This is a genomic window from Alteromonas sp. MmMcT2-2 (genome assembly GCF_022348305.1).
GTDB classification, from domain to species: Bacteria; Pseudomonadota; Gammaproteobacteria; order Enterobacterales; family Alteromonadaceae; genus Alteromonas; species Alteromonas macleodii.
In genome coordinates this window covers 15,087-41,595 of record NZ_JAKRFA010000021.1, presented here as the reverse complement: position 1 = coordinate 41,595, position 26,509 = coordinate 15,087, and the positions used below count along the sequence as shown (strand labels likewise).

Genomic DNA, 26,509 nt, shown 5'->3' with positions numbered 1-26,509 from the left:
TGCTATGCGTTGGAATGACCTTGAAGCAGCATAGGCTTAGGATGCGCACAGTGCCTTTGAAATCAATGCCTCTTTCAGCCAATAAGTGCTGCCTAAAAGAGCAAAATGAAGGTTTGCTTTGCCTATAAAACACCATAAATGGTAAATTAAACCTCTTTTAGTCATTTATGACTATTTAATTGACACACCTTATTAAGTAGCCATACTAAATAATTACGTTACTAATGGCTATTTTTGGTGTTTTATGGACAAGGTTGAATATACGAAAAAACTACTTGGTAACCTCGTAAAGCAAGCGAGAACTGCTTCTATGGATCAAGACGAGTTAGCGCTTAGAACCGGTACTAGCAAAAATACTGTTAGCAGGTTAGAGCGAGGAAAAGGCATAAATTCGGATACATTGCTTACAATATTGAATCAACTCGAAGTGCTTGACCCACTTATTGAAACCATCGAAAAGGAGTACGAATTAGTAAGCAATAACCCTTTGAGAAAAAGCTCACTCATAGAAAAGGAGTTACCTAATGACTTCTAGAGCTTATGTTTTTGTTGACGGACTCGAAAATAGCCCGGTGATATGCGGCGTTGTTGAGTTAGACCCAAAGACCAATATCGGGAAGTTTCGATATGGACAAAGCTACCTACAAAGGGATGATGCATTCCCACTAGATCCAGTTCACCTCCCCCTACTTAGCGATCAGTTTATTACCAGAGTCAATAAAGGGATGTTTGGCGCTATCTTAGATGCTGGAGCAGATAGCTGGGGTAAAAAGCTTATTTTGTCACTGCACTCAACCAAGCCTAACAATGACCTAGAACTCGTTCTGGCGGGTTCTGGGATGGGTGTTGGCGCACTTACTTTTAGCTTATCTAGAAGTGCAAGTAAGCCAAAGAAGAATAAGAATACGCTTGGCGATATCCCCATTTTATTGCAGGGAAAAAGGGCAATTCTTAAAAATGAAGACATTCCTAAGGAAGTCAAAAAAGCATTTGAATACGGGTCCAGTATGGGTGGCGCCCGACCTAAAACACTGATTGAAGACAGTGGTATAAATTACTTAGCGAAATTCAACCGTCCAGATGATTTATACAACGTATGTTTAGTAGAACATGCAACAATGACAATGCTAGAAGAACTGGATGTTAGAGTTGCAGCCACATCTATAGTGAACAACCAACAAGAAGAAATATTATTAGTAGAGCGATTCGACTGTAACGCTGATAGACCAACACACCATTTCTTGAGTGCTAATTCCCTAATTAGCCAAGAAAAGTTGACGAAGCAGGCACTAACTGAGAATTATAGTTATGGTGCTTTGGCAGAGTTTATAATGAAGCATGGAGCAGAGCCGAGAGATGCACATGAACTGTACACACGCATGGTTTTTAATATCTTAATGGGTAACACTGATGACCATTCCAGAAATCACGCTTTCTTGTATTCCTTCTCAGATAAAAAATGGCGCTTATCTCCAGCCTACGACGTATTGCCGATAAACAACTCCCGCCAACATGGAATTGGAATAGGGGTTCACGGCAGAGAAGGAACGCTCGAAAATGCGCTGTCTCAATCTAAAAGGTTTGGACTTTCTCAAGCGAAAGCCAAAACAATCATTTCTAGTGTGCAAGCGTTAACTAATGAATGGATATCTTATTTTACCAAGGCTGGTGTACCCGATACCGATATAGAAACGCTTAAGGGGATTATTCCTTCATAGGTAATCAGAAAGGGTATTGGCCCGCCCTAGAGGATTCGAACCTCTGACCTCGGCCTCCGGAGGGCCGCGCTCTATCCAGCTGAGCTAAGGGCGGATCGTGCTACGGTTGTAATAACCGTGTACGTTCGCAAAGGAAAAATACGCAGTTAAATGTATGCTGCAAACGGGGCGTAATAATACTTACGCGGTGGGTTGGCTTCAACTCATTTATTAAAATCTCTTTAGGTGGCTTGGAACAAGTGTTAAAAATCCTTACTTTTTATGGGTAATTGGCTTCAAATAGTTGTTCAACCCCAATTAACCGTTATAATCTGGCCAGTTATATTTTAAACAAATTCATCATTGCCTGGAGACAGATGTGAAATTAAAGACTTGGTTAACTGTTGCTGCTACTGCGCTAACTGTTTTTGCAGCACAAGCACAAGAAATGAGTAACGATGAAATTGCCGATCGCATTAAGCCGGTAGGTCAGGTACACGTTGCAGGCGCAGCGGCTGAAGGAAGTGCTGGCGCAGCTGGCGGTGCAAAGTCTGGTGAAGACGTTTACAACTCTGCATGTGTTGCATGTCACTCAGCAGGCGTTTTAGGAGCTCCTAAAGTTCACGTTGCAGCAGACTGGCAACCACGTCTAGATGAGCGCGGTCTTGATGGCGTATGGCAAAACGCATTGAACGGTATTAATGCTATGCCTCCTCGTGGTACATGCGGTAACTGTTCTGATGACGAAATTAAAGCTGCAATCGAGTACATGATTGAAGGTATCTAATACCCGCTAAATCGTAACAACTTGATGGAAAAAGTAGCGTTTTACCCTCTGATCGGGTAATTTAACTCTTTGGGGAAACGTTACTTTTTTACTGGCGAGCGGAATGTCACAAGATTCGACGCAACATGAGTTGACGGAAGAAGAACTGCGCGAACTTATACCGCAGCTTCAGCAACTCACTGACAAGTACAAGCGCGCTGAACGTGTTCAGAAGGCGCTTTTCGACATTTCTGAACTTGCCAGTTCTGTAAGTCACCTTAACCGTCTTTACTCCGCTATTCATGAAATCATTGCCGATTTTATGAATGCCGATAACTTCTTTGTCGCCTTTTACGAACCCGACAGTAACGTTGTCGATTTCGCTTACTTCATTGACGAATTCGACGAACAAACTGTTCGCCAGTTCCCCGCTGAATCGTTAATGGACGGCATGACCGGTTACATTCTCAAAACCGGCAATCATCTATTTTACAAACGTGACGACGAAGAAAACTTTGCCTCTCAGCATGATATAAAGCTAGTTGGCTCGCAGCCGTTTGAGCTGCTGGGCGTGCCCCTTAAACGAGGAAGCCAAGTCATAGGTGCCATGGTAGTGCAAACTTATGATGAAGGTGTGCACTATACGCAAGAAGATTTAGAAGTACTGCTATTCGTTTCTCAACACATTGTTACCACGGTTGATAGAGTAAAAAACCGTGAGCTCACTGAACGCACCATCCGCGAACGCACCCGTCAACTGCGAAAAATTAACGACGACCTTCAAGAAGAAATATTAGAGCGCCAAAAAGTAGAGTCGCTACAGCAGGCTTTATTCGAGATATCTGAGCTGGCCGCTAATCTTGAAGGTGATATGGATGTGTTTTACTCCAGTCTGCACGAAATTTTAGCCAGGCTAATTAGCGCACCTAACTGCTACATTGCCATTCTTGATAAGGAAAACGAGCTACTCGCATTCCCGTATTTTAGTGACGCACAAGAAAAGAATATAAGTTCAAGGCCTTTGGGGCTTGGTCTAACTGAATTCGTATTGCGAACGGGGCAAGCTGAGCTGGTTAACCCACCCAGAGTATTGGAGCTTGCAGAGTCTGGCGATTTGGATGTGTCGGTTGCGCAAACCATGCTAAACAGTGCGAACTCGTGGTTAGGTTCGCCGCTTGTTGTAGATGGCGAGATAGCGGGTGTTATTGCTGTACAAACCTACGGTATGCACGCTAAATACAATTCTCGCGACCAAGAGCTTTTGCGCTTTGTATCGCACCATATTGCGGTAGCCATTGAGCGTAAGCGCAATACCGAGTCGATGCAGCGCTATAACGTTGAGCTTGAGGAGCGCGTTAAAGAACGCACAGCTGAACTAAACCGCGCTAATAAATTCTTAAAGCAACAGATTGAAGAGCGTAAAGAGATTGAGCTTAAGCTTATTCACGACGCGCATCACGACTCTTTGACAGATTTGCCTAACCGTGCCATGTTCACTAGCCGCTTAGAGCTGGCTATTGCCAGTAAGCAGCGTTACAGCGAAAACATGTTTGCGGTGCTGTTTATCGACCTAGACCGCTTTAAAGTTATTAACGATACCCTAGGTCATCACGCCGGCGATGAGTTCTTAATTGAAGTAGCCAGACGTATTGCGCTATGTATTCGTGGTCACGACCTGCTAGCGCGCTTAGGCGGTGATGAGTTTGTTGTATTGCTTGATAACTTTGAAGATGAAGCAGACGTAAAAGAAGTGGCTAGCCGTATAATTTCATCTATTTCCGAGCCGTTCTTGCTTGATGGTCGAGAGATGTATTCAGGTGCAAGTATTGGTATTGCGCACTTAGAAACCTACTATCGCGCCGCTGATGAAGTGCTTCGTGATGCCGATGCCGCCATGTATCAAGCGAAAACGCTAGGCCGCGGACGCTTTGTTATGTTTGACAAGAGCATGCGCAACAGGCTTATTGAAGAGCTTGAGCTTGAAAATGAATTCAGACGTGCGCTGCGTGAAGAAGAATTCGATTATTTCCTACAGCCCGTTATAAAGCTTAATGACGACAGCACGCTGTATAAAGAGATGTATATTCGCTGGTCGCACCCTGCCTACGGCAAGATTGCAAGAGAGCAGTTTAGACAAGTGGCTGAACATAGTGGCCTCACGCTAGATTTAGACTTGTTCCAGCTGACCAAAGCCTGCGAGCTGTTAAACCATTATAAAAACACCGACGACCCGATAAATAAAATAGCAGTTAACGTTTCAATTAATCATCTGCTACAGGCTTCTATGATAAACCAGATGATTAATGTGATTGAAACATCAGGTATTACGCCTAGCCAGCTTGTATTTGAGTTTGATGAAAACGACTTAAATCGCCGCTCTCAGTTCATTCTTCCAGCTATTAAGAAGTTAAAACGTGCGGGCGTAACTTTGGTGCTGGATAACTTTGGTAGCGGATTGGCTTCATTGAGTTATTTGTTTGCCTACCCCTTCGACTTCATCAAAATTGATCATCGCTTTGTTAAGTCACTGCCTCGCTCTCAACGAAACTTAAAACTTATTCAGTCTGTCATGCTTATTTCAGAGCATTTGAGGTTTCAGGTTATTGCTGAAGGCGTAGACTCACAGGCACAGCTAGATGCCCTTAACGAAATTGAATGCATTTATGGCCAAGGCAAAGTATTGAAGCACGCCAAAGTGCTGGATATGACGTCGCTAGCAAGCTGATAGTTAGTGCTTACTTGCTAGCGTAACCTCACCTCAATTAGCAGGCTACTTTTTCCCTAGAATATCTCGTAGATTAGCAATTCCCACCTGTGCCTTTTGCTGGCGCTCTTCTTTTGTCGCCTTCGGTTTCTGATTTTCCCACTGTACATCGTCAGGCGGCAGTTCGAATAGAAATCGACTTGGCTCTGGGTTGATCACTTCACCAAACTGTCGACGCTCTTTAGCAAGGCTGAATATAAGCTCGCGCTGGGCGCGAGTAATTCCCACGTAAGCAAGTCGGCGCTCTTCTTCCACGTTGTCTTCATCAATGCTGCTTTGGTGCGGCAATAAGCCTTCTTCCATGCCCACTAAAAATACAATGGGGAATTCCAAACCTTTTGAGGCGTGCAGCGTCATTAACTGAACTTGATCCCCTTCCCCGTCGTCTTCGCCGCGCTCCATCATGTCGCGCAATATCAGACGGTTCACCACTTCGGTTAAGGTCATGGGTTGGTCTAGGTCATTGCCTTCCAGCATATCGTTAACCCAACCGAATAAGGTACTTACGTTGGCCATGGCCATTTCGGCGGCTTTGGGGCTGGCGCTGGTTTCATATAGCCATTCTTCGTAGCCCATAGTGCGGATCATGGTGCGAACCGCGTCAGCGGTGTTGCCCCGTTCCGCATTGTCCGATAGCTCTACTATCCAGCGGGAAAAGGTAGAAACCGAATGAAAGGCTTTGTCGGGCAGCACGCTATTTAAGTTAGGGTGCGTCGCCGCTTCGAACATAGACACGTCCAAGCTATTTGCAAAGTTACCTAGCTTTTCTAGCGTAGCGCGGCCTATACCGCGCCCTGGCGTGTTAATAATGCGAAGCAAAGCGTTATCGTCGTCTTGGTTCACTAACAACCGTAAATACGCCATGATGTCTTTCACTTCGGCACGGCCAAAGAACGACATACCACCGCTTATTTTGTACGGAATGCGGTTACTCATTAACAGCTTTTCAAAAATACGGCTTTGGTGATTCCCACGATACAAAATGGCGTAATCTTTAAACTGGGTGCGGTTCATGAACTTATGCGCCAGCAGTTCTGCCACCACGCGCTCACCTTCATGCTCTTCGTTCTTCGCCTCTATCACTTTTAGCGGCTCGCCGTACTGCAGTTCTGAGAACAGGGTTTTATCGAACAAATGCGGATTGTTCTGAATAAGAATATTCGCGCAATGCAGAATACGGCCTGACGAGCGGTAATTTTGCTGTAGCTTAATGACGTTTAAGCGCGGAAAATCTTGCTGTAACAGGTGCAAATTCTGTGGCTTAGCGCCACGCCATGAATAGATAGACTGATCATCGTCGCCCACCACGGTAAAGCGCGCACGCTCACCTACTAATAGCTTTACCAACTCGTACTGACTGGTATTGGTATCTTGGTACTCATCCACCAGCAAGTAGCGAGTTTTACTCTGCCATTTGGCTCTTATTGCTTCGCTACTTTTTAAAAGTAATGTAGGTAATAAAATTAAGTCATCGAAGTCTAGCGCGTTATATGCCTTAAGGTTGTCTTGGTAGCGCTTGTAGGCTTCTGCAAACTCTCGCTCGCCCGTGCTGGTTGCTGATTTTAATAAAGCATCAGGCAAGATAAGGTCGTTTTTCCAATTCGATATGCAGCTTTGTAAAAGCTGAAGCTGATCTTTATCGCCATCGAGAGTGTCGGACGTTAGGTCGTTAAGCAACGCGAACGAGTCTTTATCGTCGAATAACGAGAAACCTGGCTTTAAGCCAAGATCTTTCACATGCGCTTTAATAATGGTTAAGCCCATGGTGTGGAAGGTCGATACTTTTAGCCCGCGCGCCTCCGGCTTGCCCAAGGTCTGCGCTACACGTTCTTTCATTTCACGTGCTGCTTTGTTGGTAAAGGTTACCGCTGCAATGTAGCGAGCTGGCATATCGCAGTTTCTAACTAAATGAGCAATCTTATTGGTAATTACGCGCGTTTTACCACTACCCGCCCCCGCCAGCACCAAACATGGGCCAGACACAAAGGTTACGGCAGACTCTTGAGCTTCATTTAGTTTCATTTAATACCTAGAACAACGTACATTTTCGGCGCGACACAGTTTTCATTGCATGTCGTGTCGATACCGATAGAATAGCTTTCATAATTTGAGCTGCGCATTATAAGGGAATTCCATGTTGGATCCGAAGAAACTCGAAGATTTAGCGAAACAAATTGCTGATGCCGTTCCACCTGGCGTTAAAAACATGGCTGAAGAAGCCGAAGGTCGAGTAAAGGCGGTATTGCAGTCGCAGCTGTCTAAGCTTGATTTAGTGACTCGCGAAGAGTTCGATATTCAAAGCCAAGTGCTTATTCGCACTCGTGAAAAGCTAGACGCTATGGAAAGCCGCATTGCTGAACTTGAAGCGAAGTTAGCGGAAAAGTAGGCGTTCAAAGCTTACAGAAACTCAAAAAGCGCCTTTATGGCGCTTTTTTTGTGGCTGAATACCATAAACAATGGTTTGTATTAGGCTAGTTACTTTTACTGTTACACCAAATAAAAATGTAGTGCCGTTCCTAGCGTGATGGCTAAACCAATATAGTGATTTTCAATAAACGCGGTGAAGCAGCCTTCACGCTGGCGGCGTTTAATAAGCTGATACTGGCGCACGCATAGCAGAGCCGAAAACAGCACGGCTAAGTAGTAAGGCCAGGTTGCGTTAATAGCACAGCCTATACACCACAGAATGGCAAGGGCTGCGGCCTGTAGCAGCATGACTATGAGTACGTCGTTTTTGCCGAACAATATAGCCGTAGACTTGATGCCTATTTGTAAGTCGTCATCGCGGTCTACCATGGCGTACATGGTGTCGTAAGCTACCGTCCATAGTAAGTTAGCAATAAACAACCACCAGCCGTACGCTGGTACTGTTTCTATCACAGCCATAAATGCCATAGGAATGGTCCAACCGAACGCGGCACCCAATACCACCTGCGGTAAATTGGTGTAACGCTTCATGAAGGGGTAGCTTGCTGCTAGGAGTAACGCTACCACCGACAACGCAATGGTTTGCCAGTTGAGAAATAACACTAAGACAAATGCTAAAGCGATAAGCGCACCAAAAAGTTGTAGTGCTTGTTTAGCCGACACTTCTCCGGTTGCAAGCGGACGCTGGGCAGTGCGCTTTACGCTACCGTCTACTTTTCTGTCTGCATAATCGTTAATCACACACCCGGCTGAACGCATGACAACTACGCCAGCCACAAAAATGAGCGTAATGCCTAAAGGCGGTAAACCTTGTGCAGCCATAAGAAGCGCCCACAGCGTAGGCCACAGCAGCAAGTAAATACCGACTGGTTTATCAAGGCGCATAAGTCGCGCATAGGCGTTCCAATTGTGCTTCATAATTGTTTTTCGCTTTCTTTTTCGTTTTTAGCAGAGCGGCTATACGCCGGTGAGGAAGGAAGAAATACCTCTGCTACTATCATGCTGTAGTTGCCTAACGTAAACAACGAGCGCCTGCCCCACAAGGTTTGATTACTGTTAATACCAAACTGCGAAGCTGGCACTGTACACACTTGAAACGCTGAGCGTGTAAAGCGCTTATCGTTAAACAAACGTTTTCCTAAAGGCTCTCGACCAAGGTCTGAAAGCTCGCTGTCAACAAAGGCTTGAGGGATGATAGAACGTGCAAACACCCATGGCTTATGATCGCCGCATAAGAGAATTTCTCGCGCTTGATAATGGGTTTCACCGTTGTCGAGTAACAACGACAGTTCATTGTCGTGAGGAATCTGCTCGTGCTGGCCAATAAGCTCTAGAGAAAAGTGGTTGCTTAAAGACTGTACTCGCTCGGTTAACGACCCAGTGTCTAACAGCCAGTTTTTAAGCTGTGCATTAGGAATTGTGATGCCAGAAGGTGTTTGCCAGTCAACCGCCAAACCCACTGGAAAAGTGGCATTAAAACTCACACGAAAAGCCCGAATAATGAATCTGTTAGTATGATAACACGTCATGTTCAATTATTTTCACTCGGTTAAACTTTTGCAGTAGTGTGTTTAATCAGAGTTTTGCTACACTACCAAGTGAATTTATTACTTTGGTGTTTCGGACTTCACTATGCTTAAGTCTTTAGTTTTACGCGTATTTGCGGTTAGTTTTTTCGTTCTTGGTTGTAACGCAGCAGTGGCGCAAGACAAGGCCAACTATGCTTATTTGGGCTTAGAGCCAGAGATTGTTACCAACTACATTAGCGATAGCGCACAAAAGCTAGGCTATGTACGCGTGTCGGTTGAATTGATGATCCACGATGTTAACCAGCTTGAAATTGCTGAACACCACATGCCGTTACTGCGCTCTACTGCCATTGAAATATTCGGCCAGCAACCGGCAGAGAAAGTTAAATCACTAACTGGTCGTGAAGATATTCGCCGCGCTATTCTTAAAGCGTTGCAAGAGCACATGAAGCAAGAGACGGGCGGCGAAGTGGTGAAGAACGTTATCTTCACCAAATACTTATACCAAGGCGGTTAAAAGTAGATAACGGGCTAAAAGGCTAACGTACGCCTTTTAGCTACATAAAACGCCACTAGCGTTTACCCGACCCAAGACTTAAGGCCCCGGCGAGCAAACATCCAGAAATAAGCCCGGCTGTATGTGCAGCATTCGCCATGTTTACCCACAAAATATCGGCATAACCTAGTACCAACCACACCAACATAAAGCCTACAATTGAATTTGGCAGCGACAAGCCCCAACTTGGTCGCAACCAGCCTAGCCACCACACAAAGCCCATTACGGCATACACCACACCAGACAAGCCGCCAAACAAGAACAGGTTGCCTTGCACAGGGTCACTAAACAGCGCTTGTGCGGCGTTCGAAATAGTGGCCGACATTAAGAACACAATAAGCAGCATGCTCATGCCAAGGGTGCGTTCAATTTTAGCTCCCAACATGCCCCACCACAGTAGGTTAAATATAATGTGCAGCGCCGAAAAATGAATGAACGCAGGGCCTAGTAATCGCCACCATTCGTGATTTTGCGACAAAATGGAAAATGGCTGCATCAATAAATGCTGTGCGATAGGGGCAAACAGTCCAAACAATGACAGTAAATAAACCGCAACACACAGAATAAATACCACCGAGGTAAAAGGCGCTTTCACGGCATCGGCAATGATATTACCCACGGAAAAGCCACTCCCCGAAGGCGCCAGCCGTACGTTCTTGCCATTATCCCATGCGGCTTGCTGGTACTTCGGATCGGTAGGGTTTGCCAAAAAGCCATCCGCAATAATTTTTGCACGGTCGAGATGGTCGTGATTATCTAATACCACCACGAACTCTTTATCGTGCTGTATTACAGCGGCCTGAATGTGCTGACTGGTTAAATAATTGGCGAGAAGATGTGCAGGACTTTGCTGATTGAACGCAATTAAAGGATGAGCCATAAGCTAGTTGTTACCCCGAAGCAGAAGAATATGAATGCGATATGACATATACCAAGGGCGCGGTATATAACCTCTTTATACTGAAATACTTCAGTAGCTGCAAAAAATAAAGGCGCACATTGTGCACCTTTATCAAATCGCTATGCCGTGACTACCGGATTTGCCAGCCGCCATGCTTCGAAGCCACCGTCCATACTATAAACGGTTTCAAAGCCTTGCTGTGCAATGACTTGGGCCGCCTGCTGGCTGCTTACGCCGTGGTAGCACACTACAACCACTGGGATATCTTTGGGCGTTTGGTCGATAAACGCTGCAAAGTTGTCGTTGTTCAGCTGCGCTGCGTTAGGCATGTGTCCATTAGCAAACGATTGAGGATCGCGAATATCCACAATGGTTACGTCACCTTGAAAGTTTGCAACGTCGTTTACGCTAATGTGTGAGAATGTTGTCATTATTGCCAGTCCAGAATAACTTTACCTGAGTGTCCAGACCCCATGGTATCAAACCCTTTCTGAAAGTCATCAATAGAAAAGGTGTGTGTGATGATAGGCGATAGATCTAAGCCGCTCTGCAGCAAGCTCGCCATTTTGTACCATGTTTCGAACATTTCACGGCCGTAGATACCTTTTATCACCAAGCCTTTGAAAATAACCTGGTTCCAATCGATGGCAACATCTTGTGGAGGTATTCCCAGCATGGCAATTTTGCCGCCATGGTTCATTTTGTTCAGCATGTCTCTGAAAGCCACCGGCACACCAGACATTTCCAGACCCACATCGAAGCCTTCTGTCATACCAAGTTCGTTCATTACGTCTTTCAAGTCTTCCTTGCTTACGTCAACGGCGCGGGTTGCACCCATTTTTTTAGCAAGCTCAAGACGGTAAGGATTAATGTCGGTAACCACGACATGACGAGCACCTACATGCTTTGCAACTGCAGCAGCCATAATACCTATTGGGCCGGCACCTGTTATCAGTACGTCTTCACCCACCAAGTCGAAACTTAGTGCAGTGTGAACAGCGTTGCCAAACGGGTCAAAGATAGACGCAAGGTCGTCACTAATGTTGTCTGGAATTTTAAACGCGTTAAATGCAGGAATTACCAAGTATTCAGCAAAAGCGCCCGGGCGGTTTACGCCTACGCCTTCAGTGTTGCGACACAAATGTACGCGACCTGCACGACAGTTACGGCAATGGCCACAGGTAATATGGCCTTCGCCCGAAACACGGTCGCCAACCTTAAACCCTTTCACTTCTTGACCCATACCAACGACTTCACCCACATACTCGTGGCCTACAACCATAGGTACCGGAATGGTTTTCTGTGACCATTCGTCCCAGTTGTAAATGTGCATGTCGGTGCCGCAAATAGCGGTTTTGCGAATTTTAATCAGTAGGTCATTGTGTCCTACTTCAGGCTCTGGCGTGTCTTGTAGCCAAATGCCTTTTTCTGCTTTCGCTTTAACTAGCGACTTCATGAAATTACTCCCAATTCACGGCCAACTTCAATAAATGCATCTACCGCTTTATCAACATGTTCAAGGCTATGACCTGCTGACATTTGCGTACGAATACGGGCCTGACCTTTCGGCACAACAGGGTAAGAGAAACCGATAACATAGATGCCTTTCTCAAGCATCTTATCTGCCATTTCGCTAGCTAAACGGGCATCGCCTAGCATAACAGGAATAATAGCGTGATCTTTACCAGCTAATGTGAAGCCCGCCTCTTCCATACGCGTACGGAAGTGATTGGCGTTGCGCCATAGATTAGCGCGAAGCTCGTCGCCTTCTTTCATCATTTCAAACACTTTAAGCGATGCTGAAACGATAGGTGGCGCAACCGAGTTTGAGAAAAGATAAGGACGCGAGCGTTGACGCAACCACTCTACGACTTCTTTTTTACCCGAGGTGTAACCGCCAGACGCGCCGCCTAGTGCTTTACCTAGAGTACCGGTGATGATGTCTACACGACCCATAACTCCACAATATTCATGGCTGCCTTTACCGTTTTCGCCAAGGAAGCCCGTTGCGTGACAATCGTCTACCATTACCATGGCGTCATACTTGTCGGCCAGGTCGCAAATAGAAGCTAAGTCGGCAATCACGCCGTCCATTGAAAACACACCGTCGGTGGCAATGATTTTGAAACGTGCGCCATCGGCATCAGCTTGCTTCAACTGCTCTTCTAATGCTGCCATATCGTTATTGGCGTAGCGATAACGCTTTGCTTTACACAGGCGCACACCGTCAATGATACTGGCGTGGTTTAACGCATCAGAAATAATGGCATCTTCAGGGCCTAATAGCGTTTCAAATAAACCGCCATTCGCGTCGAAGCACGATGGGTACAAGATGGTGTCTTCTGTACCGAGGAAGTCGCTGATAGAGGCTTCCAGTTGCTTATGAATGTCTTGTGTACCGCAAATGAATCGTACAGATGCTACACCAAAACCATGGCTATCCAGGCCTTTCTTTGCTGCTTCAATCAAGCTTTCATTGTTTGCAAGACCAAGGTAGTTGTTGGCACAAAAGTTAATTACGTGCTCGCCGTTAGCAACACCGATATCCGCTTGTTGTTGCGACGTAATAACACGCTCTTTTTTGTACAAACCATCTTCTTTCGTGGCTTCAATTTGCGATTGCAAATGAGAAATAAATGCCGCAGACATGCCATTCTCCGAGTGTAGATATATAAAAACCGCTAGTTTAATGAAAGCGCGCTAAAGGGTACACACCCTTGCGCTGTATTTAATGGGTTTGTCGACTAAGTTTGTAAATTATTCAGCACACTAGATTAAAGGTAGCCTGCTCCTGTCAAAATACTAATGGAGTATCAGACGGAGTCTTTCCAAAAGCCAAATTCCACTTTATCGCTCAATACGTCCCATATATCGACTTCGGGAATAGGCCTGCTGATAAGATAACCTTGACCTAGGTTGCAGTCGAAGTGACACAACAGTTCGTACTGTTCGCTGGTTTCGATACCTTCTGCCACCACCTGCATTCCCATGTTGCGCACCATAGAAATCGTAGAGTGCACGATATTTCTATCATCTGCACTGCTGGCTATGTTGGCAACAAACGAACGGTCAATTTTGATGTAGTCAGCGGGTAAGGATTTTAGATAGCTCAACGACGAATAGCCCGTGCCGAAATCGTCGATAGCCAGCATGCACCCCATGTCGCGAATATTTTGCATGATGGTGGTTGCACGCTTGATATCTGATACCAATACCGTTTCGGTTAACTCTAAGCAAACTTGGTCGGGCGCGATGTCATTTTTGATAATTTGCTGCTGCAAGAACTCAGGCAAACTCGGGTCTAAGAACTGACCCGATGACAAATTAATCGCCATCTTCACGTCGGGGTAGCCGCTATTTTTAAGCTCTCTGATTAGATATGTTGAGCGCGTAATTACCCAGTAATCAAGCTCAAGCATGAATGACGTGTTTTCAAGAAGCGGTATGAAATCTGCCGGGGAAATATTGCCCTTTTTAGGGTGATGCCAACGCAATAGCGCTTCAAAGCCCACCAGCCTTCCCGTGTGCATCTCAATCTGGGGCTGAAGCGCTAAGCTAAACTGGTCGTCTCTAAGGGCTTCACGCGCCTCTGACTCCAGCTCAACCTTCTGCATTACTTTAAGGTTCATGGTGGCGTCATACACGCGATACTCCGCCCCTTTTTTGGCTTTGGCTTCGTACATCGCAATATCAGCATGACGCAGCAGTTCTACTGGCGTGGCGCGAGAATGGTTGGTAATAGCAATACCGATACTGATAGAAACGTAAAAGGTTACGCCATCTACAATGATTGGCTCTTTAAACTCTTCTATCAGCTTTTTGGCTACCGTATCTACGTGCTTTTTGCTTTCGATATTTGAAAGTAAAATAACAAACTCATCACCGCCAAATCGAGATGCAATATCCGACTCTCTAATCGGCTTAGAAATACGCATAGCAGCAGCTTTTAAGAGTTTATCGCCGACGTCATGACCGTGACTGTCGTTAACCTTTTTAAAGTCATCAAGGTCCATGAACATCAGTGCCACTAACCTATCGTCGCGAATTGAACCAGCTAGCTGCTTTTCTATTTGAAACGTCAGCATATTACGGTTGGGAAGTCCGGTTAACACATCGAACATCGCCATTTTTTCAAGCTTCGCTGTGTTAATAGCCATTTGTCCGTCAAAGCTTTCTAGCTGGCGCGCCAGATTATTTGCCGCGTCTTCAACTACGTCCAATTCATCTGTGAATTTGAAAATAGGCGACTTCCTTCGTTTAGCTGCAATGGTGTAAAACTCGCTAAACTTGTGTTCGGCCAGCATAGGCAAACGTTCGCTTACATCTAACAAGCGTATTCTGTATTGATTTAGGAAAAGGTAAAGCAGCGAAGAGAAGATAAAAAATAGCGCAACAGCGCTAGAAATAACGATGTACTGGTATTGTTCGTTTTGACGCACCATGGCCGACACGTCTTGCACAATAAGCAAGTAAGGATGATCACCTGATGCGTGATTAAAAGGCAATAAACTAACCAGCAACTGCTGATTTTCCAGCGCAACGTTCATGCCTCTAATAACTAAATCGTCAATTCGCCAATTATCGGGTAACGCATCAAATAGAGATTGAAAGTACTGTCGATTAGCCGCAGACACTTGGCTTGCCACCCTTAATTCTGACAACTCAGATGAGGTTTCTTTGTGCTGGACGACAGCAACTTTGTGCACATCGGTAGCGCGACTAAACAGGTATAGCAGTTCTCTCATCGACGTGGACACAACGATGACAGGCAAGGTTTCACCGTTTGCCATAATTGGAATTGAAATGTAGTGCGTGCATACCGAGTCACAGGACAATAGTGAGCGGCTTTCAAACGACGCCCGAGTGGTATTCACTAGCTTTTCAATGGTTTTATTTACTGGCTGTAGCGGGTTGCCAACAACGCCGTGTGCGTCAAACAAATACAGCGATTCAACTTGAAAGTTAAGGGTCAGGTATTCACTAAGACCGCTAAGCGTTTGTTGTAGCGATTCAAGGCTATCTGCGTTGCCTCCACTCTTATGGCTGATGATATCAATAAGCGTGATCATTCTGCCGTGCAGAATGTCTTCAAAAAGCTGAACCCGTCGTTGATTACTGACTTGGTTTTCCCGCTGCTGGAGCAGGATTCGAGCGTCAGACTCCTGAATAAGAACCGTTGATATAACTACAGCCACAGTTAATACCATAGCCAACAAAATTGTGATGGTTTTAGTGGTGAAAGATACCTGAACCTTCATCTAATGCCCTTAAAACCAATACATCAATTGCACTGACCACATTTCCCAATGCTTATCGGCATGAGACGCCACATCTAAGTTCAATAAGCTCACTACCCTTGTCGCACCTTCAACCCAATGATACTCACCTTGAAGTCGCCACTTCGGTGCAATGTCCCAACGCAAGCCTAGGGTATATGTATCTTGGTAGCCAAAGTAGGCGGGGATCACGCCGCCTGTCATAGCCTCTAACTGCTTTCCGTCTCGATCTGACCTGTCGTTGATGTATGTGTCGTAGCCAATAAGACCACTTACATTGTTATTAAACAAATACCTAAACTGAACAAAACCGCCTTCGCCTGTGCGTTTAAAAGCAAAACCAGGGAAGAATAGCCCTTTGCTATCCTGGACTTCTCGAATTAGCTCAGCCGACACTTCCCAGTTTTCTGCAAAGTATTGCGCAGACAACATAATACGCTCTATGTCTGCATTACCTGCAATACGGTTGTCATTCTGAGAAGGTGTGTAGCTGAAATCAGAACTCAACCAGCTGGCACCTAGTTTCCATGTCATGGTAGCCGGTTGCCAGAACACGCTGGCTTGATGAACAAAGTCTTGCTTGATGTCGCCTTTTGCTTCGTCGCCGAGTAAAAAATCTCTCTGGGAGTCGTTAATATTAGAGCGACCGTAACTCCAGTTTAATTCCCAGATATTCTGAGCACCATAGTGTGAGAAACTGGTTTGGATACCGTTGCTTCCCAAAGCAACGTCGCGAAACCCGTCAAAGTACACAGACTGGGGAAGAACAGACGTGTAACGTGTTTGTGGCACATCTCTGGTCACTGAATACAGCCAGTGGCGGTTTTTGAAGCGACCAATGTGGACTTGTCCTTGCCATTTACCGGGCAAGTCAGGCAATTTCCAGTCAATAAACAAATAATCTAAACGAGCGCCCTGCTCAAAACGATTCCCGCCGTCTAAATAATTAATTTGCCCTGCAACAGAGATATTTTCCGCTATTCGATAGTAACCATTTAGCCCAACTTCGGTGAGCTCACCTGTTATTGCGTTATCGTCAGTTATAAAGTTACTTCCATGTGACTGAGTTACACCTTGAGAGACATAACCGTGCCACGAAAAATCTCCCTGTGAAGCAAGGACAGGCATGCTTATCATGCCAAACGCGAGAGCGATGTATTTATTCATTCTGTTCCTACCTCTACGCGTCTTAATTTCACAATTTCGGTATGTTCAACATAGCCGATAGCGCCTGTGGTACTTTCTAACGCCTCTATCAACGCTTGGTAAGACGTGACCCTAACGGGTGTAACGCCCTGCCCAGAATAGGTGATTTGATCCCATAAGCGAGATAATTGATAAGGGAACATCTGAAGTACTTCACGACAAAACTGCTTGTGGAGCTCATCGTTATCCTGCAATACAAATACCGTGATTTTGGTACCATCGCTCCAATATTGACGATGGCCGGTAAATATCTGACGAAGCTCAGAGCGGTTTAGCTCTGAAACCATGACACTCTCATTAACCATGACGTTTAGTTCTGCTGCGTGTGCCGCAGGCACGCCTGAAAACAGTGCAATATTCAGTAATAGCACCAGTCTAAATTGAGTATAAGCAAGAACAGTGGATAGCCATCGCAAAGCGGGCTTTTTCATTCAGTAACGACTCCCTGTTATTTCAAAGGAACACTTCGCAACGCTAAGTGTAGATAATAGTTGATAGTTTTACCTTACAATTAAGTAAATTAAGCGACAATTAGCTTGTGATGGTGCCCTGGTCTATCAACAGTATTTTTTCCTATTGTTCGTATCTTTTGGCATGCGCTAGGTGAAGCCTATTTGCTCGAGTATTACCTATTCGCGCCAAATAAATGCTTATTTTTCAGATAGAACTCTCCGGGCCGCCGCAATTTAACATGCTCATTCTAAAATGATGAATATGGTCAACGATACTCGCGTATGAGCATAACGACTTAGGTTTTTATACTTAAGACGTTGAATTAGATTCATTATTTCAACAAATAATCTTAGTACGTAAAAACTATGAGCGCGTAAACAGACTTTTTTACCTCTGAAACGCGGTCGTTGCTGAAAAACCAAAATAAATCATTAGAATAAAGAATTTACCATAAGTTGTGGGCGACATGGCGACAATACGACGAGACATAGGTGCTGGGCACCACTTTATTTTCGACGACACTTTAGTCAGTCATCCCAACGCGGAGATGTTTACCCCCGACTTTTGGCAGCTTCAAGACAAAATAACAGGTCAAGCCAAGGGACGTGGTACAACCATTTTCATTGAGCATGAGGGTCAGCGCTGGGTTTTACGCCATTTCAAACGTGGTGGCTTGGTGGGCAAAGTACTGAGCGACCAATATCTGTTTATTGGTGTTGAGCGTTCTCGCCCGTTTGAAGAGTTCAGGCTGCTCGAATATATGCGAGCACAAGGTCTTCTTGTGCCTGTTCCTGTTGCGGCGCGTGTACACCGCCGAGGCCTGATTTACCGCGGCGATTTAATTACTTTAAGTATTCCAAATAGCAAAGATTTACACCACGCACTGTGCGATAAACCACTGGATAAAGATGAGTGGTATGAGGTTGGCCGAGCGCTGGCAGCTATGCACAATTGTCAGGTGTACCATCATGATGCCAACGTTCGAAACATCATGATTGATAGCGACAAGCAAATATGGCTTATTGATTTCGATCGCTGCGAGCAGCGTCAAGGTAACAGCTGGAAACAAGGTAATTTAGACCGTCTGCTGCGTTCTTTACATAAAGAGAAAGCGAAGAACCCTGTCTTTCACTGGCAAGAGAGCGACTGGTCAGCGTGTATGAATGGTTACCGCGAGGCAGTGAAGTAATAAAAGCACATGTGGTAAGCGGATTGGTATACGCTAATAATGTGTTACATTAGCCACGTTGAACACATAAACCCTCTACAACGAAAAGATTCGACTTTATGCACACTAGAGCACTTTACCCTGGTACTTTCGACCCGATCACTAACGGTCATGCCGACCTTATTGAACGCGCATCTCAGTTATTTTCTCATGTGATTGTAGCGATTGCTTCTAACCCAAGTAAAAAGCCACTGTTTACGTTAGAAGAGCGCGTAGAAATGATAAAAAAAGTCACTGCTGACTTACCAAATGTCGAGGTAGTGGGGTTTACTGGTTTATTGGCTGATTTTGCTGACGAACAAAATGCCACAATTCTCATTCGTGGTTTACGCGCAGTTTCTGATTTCGAATACGAGTTTCAACTCGCAAATATGAATCGCCGTTTAAATCCCAAACTAGAAAGTGTCTTTCTTACTCCTGCAGAGGAGAATTCATTTATCTCGTCCACCCTAGTAAAAGAAGTCGCTCTTCACCGCGGTGCAGTGAGTGGCTTTTGCCACCCAGTTGTTGAGAAAGCTTTAAAAGACAGGCTGAGTAAGAAAGATTAAGCACCAATAGTAAGTGTATTAGCGTTGGCAGTGAGTACAGAAAAAGGTATTTCGCTGCCCAATAACCTTACTTTCGATGGCTTTTCCACACACTTCACAAGGCTCGCCTTTTCTCCCATACACATTCAAGTGCTGTGCAAAATACCCAGGCTTACCGTCGGTTTGCGCAAAGTCTTTTAATGTAGTGCCGCCTTGTTCAATGGCTTTGGCCAATACTTGCTTAATGGTTGCAGTTAACGACTGATAGCGAGCAGCGCTGATGTTGCCTGCGGCTCTTCGCGGGTCTATACCAGCTAAAAACAGTGCTTCGTTCGCGTAGATGTTTCCTACACCTACCACAATGGCGTTATCCATAATGAAGTTTTTAACGGGGCCTTTTCGATTGCGCGATAGTTTAAATAAGCGCTTATCGTCAAAGTCGTCTGTAAGCGGCTCTGGGCCCAAGTTATCAAGCATGGCTATTTGCATATCAGGAGCCTGAAATAACACTGCACCAAAGCGCCTTGGGTCGTTAAAACGTAAGCACTTACCGGTGTTTAAAACAATGTCTACGTGGTCATGCTTAATAATTGGTGTCGATGCATCGATAACGCGTAATTTACCCGACATACCTAAATGTAAAATTAACGTGCCTTTGGCTGTTTCAATAAGTAGATATTTAGCGCGGCGTTTTACAGCAATAACGCTCTGACCTTCAACGTTCGCTACCTCTTGTGGAATGGGCCAGCGCATTCTTCGCTCACGCACCACCACCTGCGTAATGGTATTGCCAATAAGATGTGGAGAAACGCCCAAACGGCTTACTTCAACTTCTGGTAGTTCAGGCATTTACAGTATCCAAGGTAAAAGATTATCAAGTTCGGTGTTGGTTAATGTGTACCAATTATTTTCAAATTTGATCACAACAGGTGATGTATTCGGATAGATGGCGTAAACATTGCCGTTATTATTGCCTGCGAGCCATACTACGACGATGTAAGGCTGTACGTTGGTAATCGCTTCGGGTACGTCAGTGGCCGGCTCAAGCCTTGCCCGTTGCCAATGGGAAAACTGAACATCCGGCTTGATGGCGAGGACTGTATTTTGACCTGACTGGCGCCACTGCTGCCCAACTCGCTCTAAGCTATGACCATCGTGCTCTATTTTTAACACATAAGCGTCTTCAGGTAGCAGGCTGCGAGATTGAACAACGTCCTTCGTAGGTACAAGACTGTCTAAGTTGAACAATGCAATCATGATAAGCATGGCAATAATGACCACGTTATTCATTGCTCGCTGAGAAATTCTAGCCACCTGACTTTCCGTTAAATATGAGTCCTGAAATTAGGAATATAGTAATACCTAGCCAATATATAAGCTAATTCAATTCAAAGAAAACCTAGGACCTGCTGGAAAAAAGTAAGTGGGAGAAAGCAGTGATCGCAAGACAAACTCAAGGGATCGTGGACAGTCGAATATGGGATCCGGTGGGATCGTGACGTGATGAAGTAGAAATATCTTCTTCAAAAAGCAAAAAACCCAGCAAGGGCTGGGTTTTCGTGGAGACAAAAGCAAGCTAATTACTTGATTTTGGCCTCTTTGAACATAACGTGCTTACGCACAACGGGATCATACTTTTTGATCTCCATTTTGCCAGGCATGTTACGCTTGTTTTTATCAGTAGTGTAGAAGAAACCTGTACCTGCTGAAGAAACTAGTTTAATTTTATCACGCATTGTCGGCTTCCTTAGATTTTCTCACCACGGGTACGGATGTCAGTTAGTACTGAATCAATACCTTTCTTGTCGATGATACGCATGCCTTTTGCAGACAAACGTAGTTTTACAAAACGGTTTTCGCTCTCAACCCAAAAACGGTGTGTTTGAAGGTTTGGCAAAAAGCGACGACGAGTCGCATTTCTTGCGTGTGAACGGTTATTACCAACCGTTGGACGCTTACCTGTTACTTGGCATACTCTTGACATTGTATTTGTCTCCAGAACAACGATAACTGTCGCGTCAGTTAATCCCAAGCGCTCAAACAGTGGTTGGGTCAAATGACGTATTACTATAAATTAGAGGGCGCATTTTATACAGCAAAGGCAGGATCATTTCAATAAGAAAGTACAAAAAGGTTACTTTTTGGCTTTTTTTTGCTCGAAAAACTACCAGCTCTCATTTTTCACGGCCCGTATTGTACTTTTCCCTAAGCGGTTAGGCTATGAATAAATACGCAATCTACGCTTTAATTTTATATTCGCATTGCAGCATCTAAGATATCCGCACGAGAATAAACGCCACGCGAACGCGGCGTATTTCTATTTAATCAAAAAATGGTGACCTTATTTCAGTCATGTCAATCAAACGAGTGGGTCGACGCAGCATTTGACCGCCATCACGAGAAATCGGCACCCATGGGAATAATCCGCGACCTTTGGTAGGTTCTAACAAGAACAGATCTGTAGGTATGGAAATGTAGAAGCCTTTGGTGAAGCTTCCCTCGCCGTATTCTTCTGACGATACATCAGTGAATGCCGCATATGCACCAACAATGATACCGCTATCGAAACGCTTCGCATAATCGATATTCACGCCTTTATCTTTGGCTAAGAATTGCCCAGCACTTACGGTAATTTGCGTGTCGTCTAAGAATTCTGGCTGCCAATAGACACTAGCGTGTCCAGTGACCGCAGTGTAGTCTTCCAAACCTGTTTGACTGTAAGGATCGCGCTGTTTTACGTAAGCGATATCAAGTCCGTAAGCTAGATTACTATCAACGGGACGATACAGTATTTCACCGCCTACACCAGCAAACATGGTTTCTAGATAACCCGCGTACGCTTGAGCATAGAGGTCTTCTGCAATGGTGTCTTTGTAATGTAAGAATGTTGTATCTAGCCATACATCGTTTGCTGACACATATTCACGAACTCGAGTACGCACGCGAGGTAGCGACACTTCTTCGTTATCTACCAAGTAGTTAAACTTGTCGAAGTTATCTAGAAGCGTAACCCTGGCACTGCTCATGATTGCAAAGTTTTCGTTAAAAGCATAACCGCCGTTTAGCAATAATCCGGTTTGATACAGATAGAAATCTTCTGGGTTACCGAATGATTGGGTAAAGAAGAAATCTGCGCTGTAGTAGAAGCCAGATGTATTGGCAGGATCATAGGCGTCGAGCACTTCTTTTGAGGGTGATGTTCTGACGTAGGTTTCAGTGATATCTGCGTCAACAGATTCGTAACGCGCTGCAGCAATAAAGGCCTCGGCATCCACCTGCGTGTCTACTAAAGGAAGACCTGCGCGATTGTCTACTACATGATAGGTTTTTACGGAATCTGGAAGCTCTGAGGCCGCCACGCGACCAATTCGCTCAATGGCTTCATCCTGGTCACGATAGGCAACCTGTGTACCGTAAAACGTAGCGCTGTCTTCTTTAATTTCAGCATCAGACAGTACAAAGCCCCCCGACCGGTAAAGGTCATTGTAAAGACGGGATTTATCAACATCTTTCACGTCTTGTGGCACCTTTCTACCCATCAGGTTCTTAGGTGGTTCATCGAACTTTATTTGCGAAGCCGTATTCATATTAAAGCGATACGTAACGCCGAAGCCAACAGTATTACTTCGTTGATAGTTCAACGTGAAATCGAAGTCTTTATAACGATACACTGCACCAACATTCCAGCGAGAATCTTGCTCTAGCTGTCCAGCTCTGTCACGAGAATAGTCATTCCCTTCGAACTCAAGCTTTAGCGTTAGCGGCTCCCATGGTGTTTGGTATTCCACACCACCGAAAAATGCGGTTGTTCCTTTAAAAAACTGGTCGTAGTCTACCTTACCACCGCGGCCAGAGAAGCCCCCTGGGCGTTCACAGAAGCTGTCTTTAAGCTCGCAAAACGGGTTGCTGATGTCATCGGCTGTACCAAGATATCCCCAGCCTAAGCCAAGGTGAAAGTCGAATGGACCGATAGACTTACTGGCGTTGACGTATTCACTTTCAAAAAAGCCTGTTCCACCAAAGTCTCTGAAGCCGACACTGATATCTGGCAGATAGTAGCTTTCTTTCCACAACCTGAATTTAACGTCTAAGCCTTTATCTTTCAGCGTTTGATCACCACTGAATGATTCAACTTGACTGTAAAGTCTTGTGCGCACGTCAGTATACCGGGCAGTTGCTTCCATCCAATCATAAAGCTGAATGTTAACTGACCAGAAGCGATATTCGCCGTTGTCGGTATAGTTAATGGCCATTCCACCTTCGTCTCGCATACGAGCCGTTGGTGTTTGAATAAGACCATTTCCGCCCTGCACCATCTGCGAAGGAGTAACGCGAACTTGAGTATCAGCAAAAGCGGTAGAAGAAAGCGCGCTGCCAATTACAAGCGCGAGTGTTTTTTTCTTAGAAAGTAGTGGCGCACTCATTGAGGTAAAACCCTATGTACTGCTAAAGCGGCTACGCGCTCATTTAATTGCTTAAGTTTATTGCTAAAGAGTTCTGATGAGATAGGAACATAGACTTGGCTGCCCGGCATAAGCTGCCCAAAATCTAAATTCCAATAAGCAATACCCTTTTCTTCAATATTTCCCATTGGATCAATTACGTAGACATGACTTCTGTCGGCATCAACCGCTTTTTTCACCGTGTGAACAGCCGTATAAACCGACGTATCGCTTTGATGCTTGTACGCACCAGGCTTTACAACAGCGCCAGAGAAATGCACAACGTCAGGTCTTCCATTTAGTCGAATCCAGTATTTACCTGGCTGAAACATAGGGTTGTCTTCAAAAAACAACCTTGCTCGATTGTAGGAAATTGGCATGTCTATGCGTGTAGACACCGTCCATGAGCTTACTTGATCATAGAGATTTTGAAGGGCTTTATGTGTTTCAGAATCGGCATCAAATTGATTGAGCAGTCCGCTAATTTGAGATAGCGCTATCTCTTTCTCTTCTTCAGCTTTAGGATTAGCTAAATCAAAGGCTGAAGCTGAAGGCCAGTACCAATCACCATTATCAGCAACAATGGACAGTACGCTTGATAGTCGTATCGGCCTGTCGAACTGATAGGTTTGCTTGTTTATCATGACACTAACAAGGTTATCATTTGCATATAACTTGGTAGCTGCAGTAAGGCCTAGGGCAATAAAAAGCGTATAGATATACTTCATTATTGCGTTGCTCCTTGTGTCTTCATCTCACGTACTACTCGGCTTAAATAAACCATATCGTAAACGTCTCCTTCAGGGCTGAACTGCTGCTTTGAGGCCAGAAGTTCCTTCGAGTATTTGTGCAAGAAATACGTGTTTTCCCACGACAACCCTACGTCGATAAATGGCGTGTATTCAGAAAATTCTACGGTTTCGATAACCTTAATTACCGGAACAGAAAAACCTAAATATTCGCGAGTTTCTTCCCCTTCTATTCGCCAAGATGAGTCAACCGGCACACCGTAACCTATGGAAGCAATATCAACTTTGCGTTTCCAATTGAATGGCAGAACATTGTTGGTGGCAAGCGGGTTGTGCTGAAGATTTCCCGTGTAGTATAGGTCGTGATCCAAACCTTCAGTTTTAACGATAATGCCATGGTGCATGGTGAAGATGACTTTATCACCAGATACCCACCGGTACTTTTCACCATCGATATACGCAAGGGCAAGCGAGGCTGCATCTCTTCCGCCCGCTTTAATTTGCATAAGATCAGCTTTACTAGCAGCAATCTCTTCAACGGTATAACTAACTGTTCTATCTTTTAGCGCGAGCTTCAGCGTGTTGTAATACGCTAGTGACGTGGTGGAACATCCGGAAAGAAAAAGGCAAACAACACCCGAAAGGGCAAATAAAGTGTGTAGTTTCATTAAAATGCGCCGACAAAAACTAAAAACAAATGAACTTTGCTATAAAAATAAAAAAAGCCGCTAAAAAAAGCGGCTTTTTCGAATACTCTTAAATTTACTGTACGGTCGGTGCGTAAGTAAATGTAACAGGTACGGTGATGGTTTTTGTTACAGAACCAGAGGTAGTTACAGTAACAGTTTCGGTTGTACCTACGCACACACCATCAACGATTTGGTCGTCACCTTCACAAGTAGGTTGACCTGGAGTAGTGCCGCCATTTCCTGGTGCATCAGCAGAGTTGTTGTTTACAACACCCGCAACGATACCCGCAACAACAACACCAGACGCGATCATACCGCCGCTTACGCCGCCGATGCCAGTAGTACCACTACCACCTTCACCGTCTTGTGCGTTAACGCCTGCAACCATAGTTGCAGCTGCAAATAATGCAATGATTGACTTCTTCATAACAGTCCTTTAATAAAATAACCCACTAAATCCTATGCTAAATCATTTTCAACCATTTGACTAGATTATAATCGACAAATGACTTAGATTTCTTATCTTAACAAGCCTCGCTGTGCGAATGAAACAGTTTCTTTATCACCAACCACAAAATGATCTAAAACTGGCACATCGATCGACGCCATTGCGCTTTTGATCTCTGCGGTTAATCTTATATCCGCATGACTAGGCTCAGCAACGCCTGAAGGATGATTATGAACCAAAATGATCGCGGCTGCATTATCGATCATTACTTGTTTGATCAATTCTCTTGGATAGACCGCTGCACTGTTTATCGTACCGTTAAACATAGTGCGAAAAGCAATAAGCTGATGTTGGCTATCAAGCATTAAAAGCGCGAACTTCTCACGTTCACAGTCTCTTAGCTTTGCCTGTAGATAACGTTTAGTATCATCTACATTATTAAAAACGTCCTGACGCTTCAGCTTTATTTCCAAATTGCGTTTAAATATTTCAAAGCCCGCCTGAAACTGCGCATACTTGCACGGTCCAACTCCCGTTATTTTGGCAAACCGTTCTTTCGTTGCCGTTACCACACCCCGTAAGCAGCCTAGCTCGTTGAGAAGTTCATGTGCCACAGACACAGCGCTTTTTCCTTTCACACCTTTTCCCAGCAAGACAGCGATGAGTTCAGCATCACTTAAGCTTTCAGCCCCATGCTGCAATAATTTTTCTCTTGGCCTTTCATTCTTTGGCCATACTTTTATCGACATTCATCTAGCCCGACTATTCTATAAAAGGTTGTTTATAGATGAATGGTGACAAAGAAACGACTGTATAAAAGGCGGGTTTATCATTGACTTTTGACACCTGTA

At 44.8% G+C, this 26,509-nt stretch carries 27 protein-coding genes and 1 tRNA gene; 8 read left to right on the top strand and 20 right to left on the bottom strand.

Annotated features, from left to right (window positions below; all coding sequences use genetic code 11):
* Window positions 1-244 precede the first annotated feature (244 nt).
* Together MHM99_RS13035 and MHM99_RS13030 are read left to right on the top strand one after the other, a co-directional pair.
* Window positions 245-535, top strand: a complete 291-nt coding sequence (locus MHM99_RS13035) for a helix-turn-helix transcriptional regulator (RefSeq protein ID WP_239219643.1) — start codon at window positions 245-247, stop codon at window positions 533-535.
* Window positions 525-1,718 (top strand): type II toxin-antitoxin system HipA family toxin, encoded by a 1,194-nt coding sequence (locus tag MHM99_RS13030; RefSeq protein WP_239219642.1) that lies wholly within the window; start codon window positions 525-527, stop codon window positions 1,716-1,718. The genes MHM99_RS13035 and MHM99_RS13030 overlap by 11 nt, the downstream gene beginning before the upstream one ends.
* Before the next feature lie 17 nt (window positions 1,719-1,735).
* On the opposite strand, the gene MHM99_RS13025 is transcribed toward MHM99_RS13030, so the two are convergent.
* A tRNA-Arg gene (locus tag MHM99_RS13025) sits at window positions 1,736-1,812 on the bottom strand.
* Between the two features lie 264 nt (window positions 1,813-2,076).
* Between MHM99_RS13025 and MHM99_RS13020 the strand changes: the two genes are divergently transcribed.
* Window positions 2,077-2,484, top strand: coding sequence for a c-type cytochrome (locus MHM99_RS13020; protein ID WP_014947775.1), 408 nt, complete (start codon window positions 2,077-2,079; stop codon window positions 2,482-2,484).
* Window positions 2,485-2,587: 103 nt separating this feature from the next.
* Window positions 2,588-5,188, top strand: coding sequence for an EAL domain-containing protein (locus tag MHM99_RS13015; RefSeq protein WP_239219641.1), 2,601 nt, complete (start codon window positions 2,588-2,590; stop codon window positions 5,186-5,188).
* Window positions 5,189-5,233: 45 nt separating this feature from the next.
* On the opposite strand, the gene rep is transcribed toward MHM99_RS13015, so the two are convergent.
* Window positions 5,234-7,249: a DNA helicase Rep gene (gene rep, locus MHM99_RS13010; RefSeq protein WP_239219640.1), complete on the bottom strand. Its 2,016-nt coding sequence runs from the start codon at window positions 7,247-7,249 to the stop codon at window positions 5,234-5,236.
* Window positions 7,250-7,361: 112 nt separating this feature from the next.
* On the opposite strand from rep, the gene MHM99_RS13005 reads away from it, so the two are divergent.
* Complete coding sequence (locus MHM99_RS13005) at window positions 7,362-7,613, top strand: accessory factor UbiK family protein (RefSeq protein ID WP_014975278.1); 252 nt, start codon at window positions 7,362-7,364, stop codon at window positions 7,611-7,613.
* 101 nt (window positions 7,614-7,714) lie between these two features.
* On the opposite strand, the gene ubiA is transcribed toward MHM99_RS13005, so the two are convergent.
* Both ubiA and MHM99_RS12995 read right to left on the bottom strand, forming a co-directional pair.
* A complete protein-coding gene (ubiA, locus tag MHM99_RS13000; RefSeq protein WP_061093886.1) occupies window positions 7,715-8,572 on the bottom strand; it encodes a 4-hydroxybenzoate octaprenyltransferase in 858 nt (285 codons plus the stop codon).
* The gene (locus tag MHM99_RS12995) at window positions 8,569-9,138 is read right to left on the bottom strand and encodes a chorismate lyase (RefSeq protein ID WP_239219639.1); all 570 of its coding nucleotides are present in this window, start codon (window positions 9,136-9,138) and stop codon (window positions 8,569-8,571) included. Before MHM99_RS12995 ends, ubiA begins: the two co-directional genes overlap by 4 nt.
* A 148-nt stretch (window positions 9,139-9,286) precedes the next feature.
* Between MHM99_RS12995 and MHM99_RS12990 the strand changes: the two genes are divergently transcribed.
* A complete protein-coding gene (locus MHM99_RS12990; RefSeq protein WP_014977897.1) occupies window positions 9,287-9,700 on the top strand; it encodes a flagellar basal body-associated protein FliL in 414 nt (137 codons plus the stop codon).
* A gap of 55 nt (window positions 9,701-9,755) precedes the next feature.
* On the opposite strand, the gene glpG is transcribed toward MHM99_RS12990, so the two are convergent.
* The 7 genes from glpG to MHM99_RS12955 form a co-directional block, all read right to left on the bottom strand.
* Window positions 9,756-10,619: a rhomboid family intramembrane serine protease GlpG gene (glpG, locus tag MHM99_RS12985; RefSeq protein ID WP_239219638.1), complete on the bottom strand. Its 864-nt coding sequence runs from the start codon at window positions 10,617-10,619 to the stop codon at window positions 9,756-9,758.
* 140 nt (window positions 10,620-10,759) lie between these two features.
* Window positions 10,760-11,071 carry a thiosulfate sulfurtransferase GlpE gene (gene glpE, locus MHM99_RS12980; RefSeq protein ID WP_014947767.1) on the bottom strand — a complete coding sequence of 104 codons (312 nt, stop codon included), beginning with the start codon at window positions 11,069-11,071 and terminating at the stop codon, window positions 10,760-10,762.
* Window positions 11,071-12,096, bottom strand: a complete 1,026-nt coding sequence (gene tdh / locus MHM99_RS12975; RefSeq protein ID WP_014947766.1) for an L-threonine 3-dehydrogenase — start codon at window positions 12,094-12,096, stop codon at window positions 11,071-11,073. The genes glpE and tdh overlap by 1 nt, the downstream gene beginning before the upstream one ends.
* Window positions 12,093-13,289 (bottom strand): glycine C-acetyltransferase, encoded by a 1,197-nt coding sequence (locus MHM99_RS12970; RefSeq protein WP_014977894.1) that lies wholly within the window; start codon window positions 13,287-13,289, stop codon window positions 12,093-12,095. The genes tdh and MHM99_RS12970 overlap by 4 nt, the downstream gene beginning before the upstream one ends.
* Before the next feature lie 164 nt (window positions 13,290-13,453).
* The gene (locus MHM99_RS12965) at window positions 13,454-15,898 is read right to left on the bottom strand and encodes an EAL domain-containing protein (protein ID WP_239219637.1); all 2,445 of its coding nucleotides are present in this window, start codon (window positions 15,896-15,898) and stop codon (window positions 13,454-13,456) included.
* Between the two features lie 9 nt (window positions 15,899-15,907).
* Window positions 15,908-17,083: a hypothetical protein gene (locus tag MHM99_RS12960; RefSeq protein ID WP_239219635.1), complete on the bottom strand. Its 1,176-nt coding sequence runs from the start codon at window positions 17,081-17,083 to the stop codon at window positions 15,908-15,910.
* Complete coding sequence (locus MHM99_RS12955; RefSeq protein WP_039226966.1) at window positions 17,080-17,553, bottom strand: hypothetical protein; 474 nt, start codon at window positions 17,551-17,553, stop codon at window positions 17,080-17,082. The genes MHM99_RS12960 and MHM99_RS12955 overlap by 4 nt, the downstream gene beginning before the upstream one ends.
* 479 nt (window positions 17,554-18,032) lie before the next feature.
* Here MHM99_RS12955 and MHM99_RS12950 point away from each other — a divergent pair, with 479 nt between their 5' ends.
* On the top strand, window positions 18,033-18,764 hold the full coding sequence (locus MHM99_RS12950; RefSeq protein ID WP_342341383.1) for a 3-deoxy-D-manno-octulosonic acid kinase: 732 nt from the start codon (window positions 18,033-18,035) through the stop codon (window positions 18,762-18,764).
* Window positions 18,765-18,862: 98 nt separating this feature from the next.
* Window positions 18,863-19,351, top strand: coding sequence for a pantetheine-phosphate adenylyltransferase (gene coaD, locus MHM99_RS12945; RefSeq protein ID WP_014947760.1), 489 nt, complete (start codon window positions 18,863-18,865; stop codon window positions 19,349-19,351).
* 18 nt (window positions 19,352-19,369) lie between these two features.
* On the opposite strand, the gene mutM is transcribed toward coaD, so the two are convergent.
* The 9 genes from mutM to radC form a co-directional block, all read right to left on the bottom strand.
* Window positions 19,370-20,179 carry a bifunctional DNA-formamidopyrimidine glycosylase/DNA-(apurinic or apyrimidinic site) lyase gene (gene mutM, locus MHM99_RS12940; protein WP_014947759.1) on the bottom strand — a complete coding sequence of 270 codons (810 nt, stop codon included), beginning with the start codon at window positions 20,177-20,179 and terminating at the stop codon, window positions 19,370-19,372.
* Window positions 20,180-20,644, bottom strand: a complete 465-nt coding sequence (locus MHM99_RS12935) for a hypothetical protein (RefSeq protein WP_187446341.1) — start codon at window positions 20,642-20,644, stop codon at window positions 20,180-20,182.
* 266 nt (window positions 20,645-20,910) lie between these two features.
* Window positions 20,911-21,066, bottom strand: coding sequence for a 50S ribosomal protein L33 (gene rpmG / locus MHM99_RS12930; protein ID WP_012516577.1), 156 nt, complete (start codon window positions 21,064-21,066; stop codon window positions 20,911-20,913).
* 11 nt (window positions 21,067-21,077) lie between these two features.
* Window positions 21,078-21,314, bottom strand: coding sequence for a 50S ribosomal protein L28 (gene rpmB / locus MHM99_RS12925; RefSeq protein WP_014947757.1), 237 nt, complete (start codon window positions 21,312-21,314; stop codon window positions 21,078-21,080).
* 337 nt (window positions 21,315-21,651) lie between these two features.
* Window positions 21,652-23,754 carry a YjbH domain-containing protein gene (locus MHM99_RS12920; protein WP_239219631.1) on the bottom strand — a complete coding sequence of 701 codons (2,103 nt, stop codon included), beginning with the start codon at window positions 23,752-23,754 and terminating at the stop codon, window positions 21,652-21,654.
* Complete coding sequence (locus MHM99_RS12915; protein ID WP_039236677.1) at window positions 23,751-24,500, bottom strand: capsule biosynthesis GfcC family protein; 750 nt, start codon at window positions 24,498-24,500, stop codon at window positions 23,751-23,753. The genes MHM99_RS12920 and MHM99_RS12915 overlap by 4 nt, the downstream gene beginning before the upstream one ends.
* The gene (locus tag MHM99_RS12910; RefSeq protein ID WP_014947754.1) at window positions 24,500-25,189 is read right to left on the bottom strand and encodes a YjbF family lipoprotein; all 690 of its coding nucleotides are present in this window, start codon (window positions 25,187-25,189) and stop codon (window positions 24,500-24,502) included. The genes MHM99_RS12915 and MHM99_RS12910 overlap by 1 nt, the downstream gene beginning before the upstream one ends.
* A 94-nt stretch (window positions 25,190-25,283) precedes the next feature.
* Entirely contained in the window at window positions 25,284-25,637 is a 354-nt protein-coding gene (locus MHM99_RS12905; RefSeq protein WP_014947753.1) for a hypothetical protein, read from the bottom strand.
* A gap of 92 nt (window positions 25,638-25,729) precedes the next feature.
* Complete coding sequence (radC, locus tag MHM99_RS12900) at window positions 25,730-26,407, bottom strand: DNA repair protein RadC (protein ID WP_014947752.1); 678 nt, start codon at window positions 26,405-26,407, stop codon at window positions 25,730-25,732.
* Window positions 26,408-26,509: the final 102 nt, after the last annotated feature.